Origin of the sequence: Catellatospora coxensis, from assembly GCF_016862635.1 — a bacterium.
GTDB lineage: Bacteria > Actinomycetota > Actinomycetes > Mycobacteriales > Micromonosporaceae > Catellatospora > Catellatospora coxensis.
Genome location: NZ_BONI01000149.1, coordinates 1 through 8,239, shown reverse-complemented (window position 1 = coordinate 8,239; position 8,239 = coordinate 1). Strand labels below are relative to the sequence as shown.

The following is an 8,239-nucleotide window of genomic DNA, read 5'->3' as shown; positions in this document are numbered from 1 at the left end:
CCAGGCGTTCGTCCGCGACGACGAACGCCCGCCCCCACCACTGTCCCCCCCGACCACCCAAAGGAAGGGCACCTTCTTATCGCCATGCGTTGTAGAAGGTGCCCTTCCCATCGATACGATGCCGGGCGCGGCGCGACCTGCCGCTGTCGTGCTGGCGACGGCACGACGCCGGTGCCGCCCGGACGCCCCTATCGTGCAGTGGCCAACGCTCCGTTCCGCTGCCGCAGAAGGACCACCCCATGCCGCTCCACCCCCGCCGTGCCGCCCTGCTGATGATCCCGATCCTCGCCCTGACCGGGCTGGCCGCCGCCTGCAAGTCCGGCGGCGAGCCGCCGTCGGCCGCGCCCAGCGCGGTCACCGTGCTGACCCCGTCGCCGGACGCGCCCGCCGGCGCCGCGCCGCCCGCCGTGCCCGCGCCGACCTGCGCCGAGGTGAAGGAGGCGATGGTGCGCGGCCTGATCGACCCCTACTACGCGTTCGGCAAGGACGGCGCCCCGCTGACCGAGGGCATGTTCTCCGGCGAGGACGGCCTGGTGCTCGCGGTGCAGAAGCCGTGTGCGACCGGCGACCTGGGTGGCGAGCTCGGCACCGTCACCGTCGGCACGATCATGAGCAGCGTGGTGGACACCACCGGCCGGTACTGGGGCGTCATGGTCTGCGCCAAGCCCGACGACCGGGCGCAGTGCGTGGTGCACTTCGTGCTCGCCGACCGCGACCCGATCGAGTCGGTGGCGATCGCCGACCGCAAGCTCACCCTGGTCTACCTGACCCGGCCCGCCGACGCCGGGTCCGCGGTGGTCAGCGTCCGGCGCACCGCCGTGTACGCCGCCGACGGCAGCATCCTCAAGGAGCAGTCCCACACGGACGAGCCCTACACGCCGTGACCGCGGCCCCGTCGGGTCCCGTCCGCCACCGGCGGCGGGACCCGACGGGGCCGACCGATCCGATGGTCCGGCGCTATCCTCAGCCCGGACGATCGGAAGGATCTTCATGAGCGACCCGCACATCACGCTGTACCACCGCGAGGGCACGCACGAGCAACCGTCGGGCGGGCTGCTGTGGGTGCTCCTGGAACAGCTCGGCGACCGGCCCTGGGGCGGCTCGGTGGCGCTGGTGCGTAACGGCGACGACGACGACTTCATCCAGGCGTGGCGGCTGCACGACGGATACTGGCTGCTCGCCCAGGAGGGGCAGGAAAGCCCGGCCGTCCTGGCCCACCCGGTCGCGTTCGACGCCGCGTTCGCGGCGATGCTGGCCTGGAACCTCGGCCGCGACGGCTGGCAGGAGGCATGCGAGTGGCGCTCTGCCGCGCCGCCACCGGAGCCGGACACGCCGCCCGCGCTGATCCGGATCGCCTACGAGCCCGACCACGGGCGCACCAACCGGATCGGCCGGTACGCCGACGGCCAGTTCTTCGCGATCGTCCACGGCACGCACCTCAACGCGATCGGTGACATCGGCGTGGCGCTGCTCCTGTTCGACCACACCGGGGCGTACACGGGCTCCCGGATCCACAACGACGTGCCGCTCGACGACGCGCATGAGCTGCGCGAGCGCCTCATCGCCGAACTGCCCGACGTCGCGTACGGCGACATCGCGGTCCGCCCGTTCTCCGTGCGCGAGGGCGACATCGCCTGGGAACTCGTCGACCAGACCGCGGAGCACGGCGAGCCCCGGGTCAGCTTCTACCCGATGGACATCATGTTCGCGCCGCCGTGGGACGGCACCTTCGACACGTGAGCCGTCACCGGTCCGCGGCGGCGACGATGCCGTTGATGGTGGGGGTGTCGAAGAAGACGTGCAGCGGCAGGTCGACGCCGAGCCGCCGGCGCAGCCGGGCCGCGATCTTCGTGACGGTGAGCGAGTGCCCGCCGAGGTCGAACAGGTCGTCGTCGGGCCCGATCTCGCCGTGCCCGAGCACCTCCCGCCAGATCTCGTACACCTGCAGCGCCAGGCCCGTGTAGGGCTGCGCCGACACCTCGGGCACCAGCGGCGCGCCCGCCAGCCCGGCCAGCGCGGCCCGGTCGAGCTTGCCGTTGGCGTTGCGCGGCAGCTGCTCGACCAGCGTGAACACCGACGGCACCAGGTATCCGGGCAGGCCGGCCGCCAGCCGCTCACGCAACCGGGCCGGGTCGGGCGCGCCGACGAGGTACGCCACCAGCGCGTCGCCATCCGCGGACACCGTCACCGCGGCGTCCACGACCGACTCCGCCGCCCGCAGGAACGCCTCGACCTCCCCCGGCTCGATCCGGTGCCCGCGTACCTTCAGCTGGTCGTCGGCGCGGCCGTGGAACTCCAGCGACCCGTCGGGCAGCCGGCGCACCCGGTCACCGGTGCGGTACAGCCGCCCCCACTCGGTGTCGACGAAACGCTCCGCGGTCAGCTCGGGACGGCCCAGGTAACCGCGGGCGACCCCGGTCCCGCCCAGGCACAGCTCCCCCACCACGCCGTACGGCAGCGGGCGAAGCCCGGCGTCCAGCACGTACGCCGTCGTGTTGGCCAGCGGGCGGCCGATCGTCACCGGCCCGTCCCCGGTCAGGTCCGCGGCGGTCGACCACACCGTCGTCTCGGTCGGGCCGTACAGGTTGACCAGGCATTTCGTCCGCGCCCGCAGCTCGGCGGCGAGCGGCGCGGGCAGCGCCTCGGCCCCGCACACCGCGACGACGCCGCGCTCGGCGAAACCCGCGTCGACCAGCCGCCGCCACGTCGACGGGGTCAGGTGGGCGTGGGTGACCCCGGTCAGCCGCAGCAGCTTCAGCAGCAGCTCGCCGTCGCGCGCCTGCTCGGCCGTGGCCAGCACGACCGTGCCGCCGGTGACCAGCGGCAGCCACAGCTCCGGCACCGACATGTCGAACGCGGCGGGCGCGACGGCCAGCCATACGTTCCCGGGCCCGGTCGGCACCACCTCGGGCAGCGCGTGCAGCAGGTTGACGACGCTCCGGTGCTCGACCGCCACGCCCTTGGGACGCCCGGTCGAACCGGATGTGTAGATCACGTAGCAGAGCCCGGGTTCGTGCGGCTGCGGCACGGGCGGGTCGCCGACGACGGTCGGGGGCGTGGCCTCAGCGAGCACCGTCGCCCCGTCGCCGTCGGCGACCAGCAGCGCGGCCGGGCGCGCGTCGGCGATCAGGGCGTCCCGGCGGGCCGCCGGGTGCTCCGGGTCCAGGGGCAGGTAGGCCGCGCCGGTGCGCAGCACGCCGAGCAGCGCGGGTAGCAGCCGCGACGTGCGAGGCAGGCACACGGCGACGAGCTCGCCGGGGCCGATGCCGCGTTCCCGCAGGTGCGCCGCGACAGCCGCCGCCTCGGCGTCGAGCTGGGCGTACGTCATCGCGCTGTCGGCGGCGACCACCGCGACGGCGTCGGGCCGTGCCGCGATCCGCGCGTCGACGAGTTCGTGCAGGGTCTGCGGGCCGGGAACGGGCCGAGCGGTGGCGTTCCAGGCGGCGAGCAGCTCGTGTTCGGACAGGTCGAGGATGTCGAGGTCGCGCAGGGGCGCGTCGGGCCGGCGGGCGAAACCGTCGAGCAGCGCACGCAGGTGCACGCCGATGCGGGCGGCGTCGGCGGGGTCCAGGCGGGCCGGGTCGACGTGCAGCAGCACGGGCAGGTCCGGGGCGGCGGGGTCGTCGAGCACCTGGACGTGCAGCGCGTTGCGGGCGGCGTGGTGGAACGCCGTCCACTCGACCGTCACGCCGAGCCCGGCGAAGACCGGCGCGGGCCGGGCCCGGCGGCGGTAGCTGATCGACACCGGCGTGAGCGCGGCACGCGGGGCCAGCCCGGACACGGCCCGGGACAGCGGCACGGCGCGCAGCGGGTAGGTCTCCCGCAGCAGCCGCCGCACCTGCGCCACGCGCCCGCGGGCGGTGGCAGGGCCGGACGGGCCGGACGGGTCGGTCGCGGGCAGGCTGACGGGCAGTTCGTTGACGAACAGCCCCACCCGGTCGTGCCCGTCGGCGGGCCGGGTGCCGAGGTCGACGCCGACCACGGGAGCCGGGTCGCCGTACCGGTCGAGCAGCGTGAGCAGCCCGGCGAGCACCACTTCGAACGTCGTCGCGGCCAGCTCCGCGGCGGTGCCCCGGACCGCCGCGTCGAGGGTGAACGGCACGACCACACCGGCCGTCGCGCCGGGCGCGGTGCTCCCGCACAGCCCCGGCAGGCTTGGCTCACCCGGAGTGCGGTACGCCGACCAGTGCTCACCCGCCTGCGCCGACACCTCCTCCCCCCACCCCGAGCCCTCGACCCCTCCACTCAGGGACTCGTGCCCCGCAGGACACGCAACGGCGGGAGCCGCCGTGGAGTAGGCGGTGGCGAGGTCGGCGAGGAGGATCTCTTTGGACTCGCCGTCGAAGACCAGGTGGTGGGCGACGATCAGGAGCAGGTGCCGGTCGGGTTCGGCGGGCACCAGGTCGAAGCGGATGAGCGGCCCTTCGGCCAGGTCGAACGGCGCGAGCGTGCGCTCCCGGACGAACGTCGCCAGGTCGACTGGAGCCACTCCCACCTGCAGCGACGGCGTCCGGGCCGCGGGGACGAGGCGCAGTTCCCCGTCGTCCTCGGCGAACGCGCACGACAGCACCGGGTGCCGGGCGACCGCCGCCGCGACCGCGTCCGCGAGCCGGGCTTGATCGAGCGGGCCGTCGAGCCATACCGGCAGCGGCATGTGGTACGCCGTGGCGGCCAGGCCGAGGCTTTCGGTCAGCCACATGCCGTGCTGGGCCGGGGTGGCGGTGCTCATCGCGGAACCTCCTGCGGTCGGGCGGGGGCGAGCTCGCGTACCGCGTGCTCGAACAGCTCGGTGACCCGCCCGGCGAGCGTGTCCATCTCGGACCGGCCGAAGGCGTGGTGGTTCCAGAGCAGGTGCGCGATCAGCCCGCCGTCCGGGTGCTCGACGACGGCCAGCTCGGGTGACTGCAGATCGGGCAGGCCTCCGGGTGTGGGCCAGTCCGCGTCGAGCGCCCGGGGCAGCTCGAACGTCTCCGACTCCAGGCCCGGCAGGTGTGCCTGGCCGCCCCAGGTCTCCACCCGCAGCCAGGCCGCGCCGGTGTGCCGCAGGTAGAACTCGGCGAACGGGTAGTGCTGGTGGTCCAGCGCGTCCAGCACGGTGCGCCGGGTCCGGGCCAGCAGCTCGGCGGCCGGCGGCGCGCCGGAGGTGTCCAGGCGCAGCAGCAGGGACTGGCTCAGGCAGCCGATCAGCGCCTCGCTGCCTGGCCGGGTGCGGCCGGGCACCGGGGACATCAGCACGATGTCGTGCGTGCCCGTGCGCTCGGACAGGGCCGCCGCCCAGCACGACGCGATCAGCATGAACGGGGTCGCGCCCTGGGCCGCGGCGGCCCGGCGCAGCCCGGCGCCGAGCGGGCCGGGCAGCGGGAACTCCAGCTCGGCGCTGCGCAGCCGGACCGCCTCCCGGCGCCCGCGGAACGGCTCCAGGTGAGCGGGCGCGCCGTCGAGCACCCGCCGCCAGTGCGGCAGGGTGGTCTGCCAGCGTTCCCGGGTGTACGCGATGAAGTCGCGCAACGGCGTCGCGGCCGGCCGCCCGTCGCCGCCCCGCGAAGGCGTCGCCGCGGCGGCGGCCGGAAGCGCGTTGCCGCTGCGCAGTGCCGCGTAGGCGACGCCGATCTGGTGCAGCAGCGGCCCCATCGACGCGCCGTCGCACACCAGGTGGTGCACGGCCAGGCCGAGCACGTGGTCGTCGGGGCCGACGGTAGCGATCATCGCCCGGACCAGCGGTCCGCGTACCGTGTCGAAGCCGCCTTCGCGGTCGGCCCGGCACAGCTGCCCGGCGTGGTCGAGGTCGCGGGCGGCGACGGCGGTCACCACCGGCGGGCAGTGGTCGAGCACCCGCGCCCGGTGCCGCCCGGCCGGATCCCGATCGAACACGGTCCGCAGCGCCTCGTTCCGATCCGCGACCAGGGTCAGCGCACGCTCCAGCAGCACCGGATCGAGCTGGTCGTACACCCGGATGCCGACGCTGATCGGCCCGACGTCCCGGGGCTCGCCCGTCGCCCACATCCAGGCCAGCATGCTCTCCTGAGTGGACGCCAGCGGCATCTCCCCGGCCGCCCCACCGCCTGCATGTCCGTCCGGCGAGCGGAACGCGGCCGCCGGGAGATGATCGCTGTCTTCGGACGCGACCTGCGGTGCGACCTCACTTTCCGTCCCCGAACGGCGATCGCCATTCGCCGGAGCCGGCGCCGGAGCCGCAGCGGAAGCGGGAGCGGGCGGCGGCTGCTCGGCGGGTGTGGTGGTGAGGCGGGCGGCCTGGGCGGCGAGCAGCGGGGTGTCGAAGATCAGGGAGACGGGCACGTCGCGGGCGAAGCGGGCGGCGGCTAGGGCGGCCAGGTGGGTGGCGCGCATCGAGTCGCCGCCGCGGGCGAAGAAGTCGTCGCCCACGCCGACCTCGGGCACCCGCAGCACCTCGCGCCACAGCCCGGCCAGCGCGATCTCGGCCGCCGTGCGGGGCGCGACCCGGGCCGGGGCCGCCGCGAACACCTCCCGCAGCGCGCCTTTGCGCACCTTGCCGCCGTCGTTGCGCGGCAGCGCGGCCACCGCGACGATCCGGGTCGGCAGCTCGTACGCCGCGAGCCGCTCGGCGAGGAACGCCCGCAACTCCGCCAGCGCCGACGGGTCGCGCAGCTCGACCGCGGCGGCGACCGTCGCGCCCATCACCGGGTGCGGCAGCCCGAGCACGGCCGCGCCGGACACCGCCGGATGCTCGTGCAGCGCCGCCTCGACCCGCAGCGTGGAGACCCGGTACGCACCCGCGTTGACCAGGTCGGATTCGCGGTCGACGAGGTACAGGTAGCCGTCGGCGTCGCGGTAGCCGAGGTCGCCCATGCGTACCCAGCCGTCGCGGAACACGGCGGCGCTCGCGCCGGGATCACCGTGGTAGGACCGCACCGCGTCGCCGGCGCGCAGCCACACCTCGCCGGTCTCGCCCGGCCCGGCGAGGCCGCCGTCGGCGGTGAGGATGCGCAGCTCCGCCCCGCCCTCGGCGCGCCCGACCGAGGCGGGCCGCTCCGGATCGAACACCATGCTGGTATGGGCCGGCGCGGCCTCGGTGGACGTGTAGTTGTTGACGATCACGGCCTCCGGCAGCGCCGCCGCGAGCGACCGGGCGACCGCGGGCGGCAGGGCCGCGGCGGTGCACGACACGAGCTGCACCTCGTCGAGGTCGCACTCGGCGAACACGCCCGCCTCCAGCAGCGCGCTCGCCATCGCGGGCACCAGGAACAGGGTGCCGACGCCCAGCAGCCGCGCCGTGCGGGCGTACACCCAGGGGTCGAAGGCCGGGACGGTGACCACGGTGGGCCGCGCGACGAGCGCGGTGACCAGCATCGTCTGCGCGGCGTTGGTGCCGATCGGGAACGCGTGCAGCGCGTGCCGCGAGTGCGCCAGCGGCGGCCGCGCCGGGTCGAGTCCGTGGGTGAGGCTGGCGTGGCTCGCGGCCACGCCCTTGGGCGTGCCGGTGGTGCCGGAGGTGTAGACGATCTGAGCCGTCTGTCCAGGTGAGACGGTGCCCGGCAGTGACGTCGGGTCGCCTGTGTCCAGCTCGGACACTGCCCAGCCGCCCATGCCGACGACCAAGCGCGCTCCGGCGTGGTCGAGCAGCTCCCGGCGCCGCGCCTCGGGCGACGTCGCCGCCAGGGGCACGGCGACCGCGCCGATCCCGGTGACCGCCGCGTACGCGACCGCGAAGTCGAGCCAGTCCGCCCCGTCGAAGACCAGGCCGACCCGGTCGCCGGGCGCGACGCCCTTGCCGAGCAGCCCGTGCCCGGCCGCCGTGGCGCGGGCGTGCCACGCCCCGGCGGTCAGTGTGGACTGCCCCGCGCCCTCCCCGCCCGCCAGTTGCAGCGCGACATGTCCGGGTCGCGCCGCCGCGAGGGCGGCCAGCAGTTCGGGGAGGGTGCGGGGCGTCATCGGATCACAGCAGCCAGAGCGGTACGGCCGCGGCCAGTGCCTGCGCGCCGGTGTCGTTCGGGTGGATGTGGTCCCCGCTGTCGTACGCGGGCAGGACCTTGCTCGGCGCGGCCGGGTCGCGCAGGATCTGGTCGAAGTCGAGCAGCCCGTCGAAGCCGTTGTCACCGCGCAGCCACGTGTTCACGGCCTGGCGGACGGCCTCCTTCTCCGGGGTCCAGGTCGAGTAGCCCTCGAACGGCCCGAGCGTGGCGACGACCACCCGCAGGCCGCGGTCCTTGGCCTGCAGGGTGAGCTGGCGCAGCCCGTCGATGATCTGTGCGGCCGGGAA

5 protein-coding genes are annotated in these 8,239 nt (G+C 75.2%); 2 read left to right on the top strand and 3 right to left on the bottom strand.

Annotated features, from left to right (window positions below; translation table 11 throughout):
* The first annotated feature begins 239 nt into the window (after window positions 1-239).
* Window positions 240-884, top strand: a complete 645-nt coding sequence (locus Cco03nite_RS41265) for a hypothetical protein (protein ID WP_203699502.1) — start codon at window positions 240-242, stop codon at window positions 882-884.
* A gap of 106 nt (window positions 885-990) precedes the next feature.
* Window positions 991-1,740, top strand: coding sequence for a hypothetical protein (locus tag Cco03nite_RS41260; protein ID WP_203699501.1), 750 nt, complete (start codon window positions 991-993; stop codon window positions 1,738-1,740).
* Between the two features lie 4 nt (window positions 1,741-1,744).
* On the opposite strand, the gene Cco03nite_RS41255 is transcribed toward Cco03nite_RS41260, so the two are convergent.
* The 3 genes from Cco03nite_RS41255 to Cco03nite_RS41245 all read right to left on the bottom strand — a co-directional run.
* Complete coding sequence (locus tag Cco03nite_RS41255) at window positions 1,745-4,729, bottom strand: non-ribosomal peptide synthetase (RefSeq protein WP_203699500.1); 2,985 nt, start codon at window positions 4,727-4,729, stop codon at window positions 1,745-1,747.
* Entirely contained in the window at window positions 4,726-7,911 is a 3,186-nt protein-coding gene (locus tag Cco03nite_RS41250) for an AMP-binding protein (RefSeq protein ID WP_203699499.1), read from the bottom strand. Before Cco03nite_RS41250 ends, Cco03nite_RS41255 begins: the two co-directional genes overlap by 4 nt.
* A gap of 4 nt (window positions 7,912-7,915) precedes the next feature.
* Window positions 7,916-8,239, bottom strand: a 324-nt coding sequence (locus tag Cco03nite_RS41245) for a GDSL-type esterase/lipase family protein (protein WP_373314454.1), incomplete at its 5' end; no start/stop codon positions are given.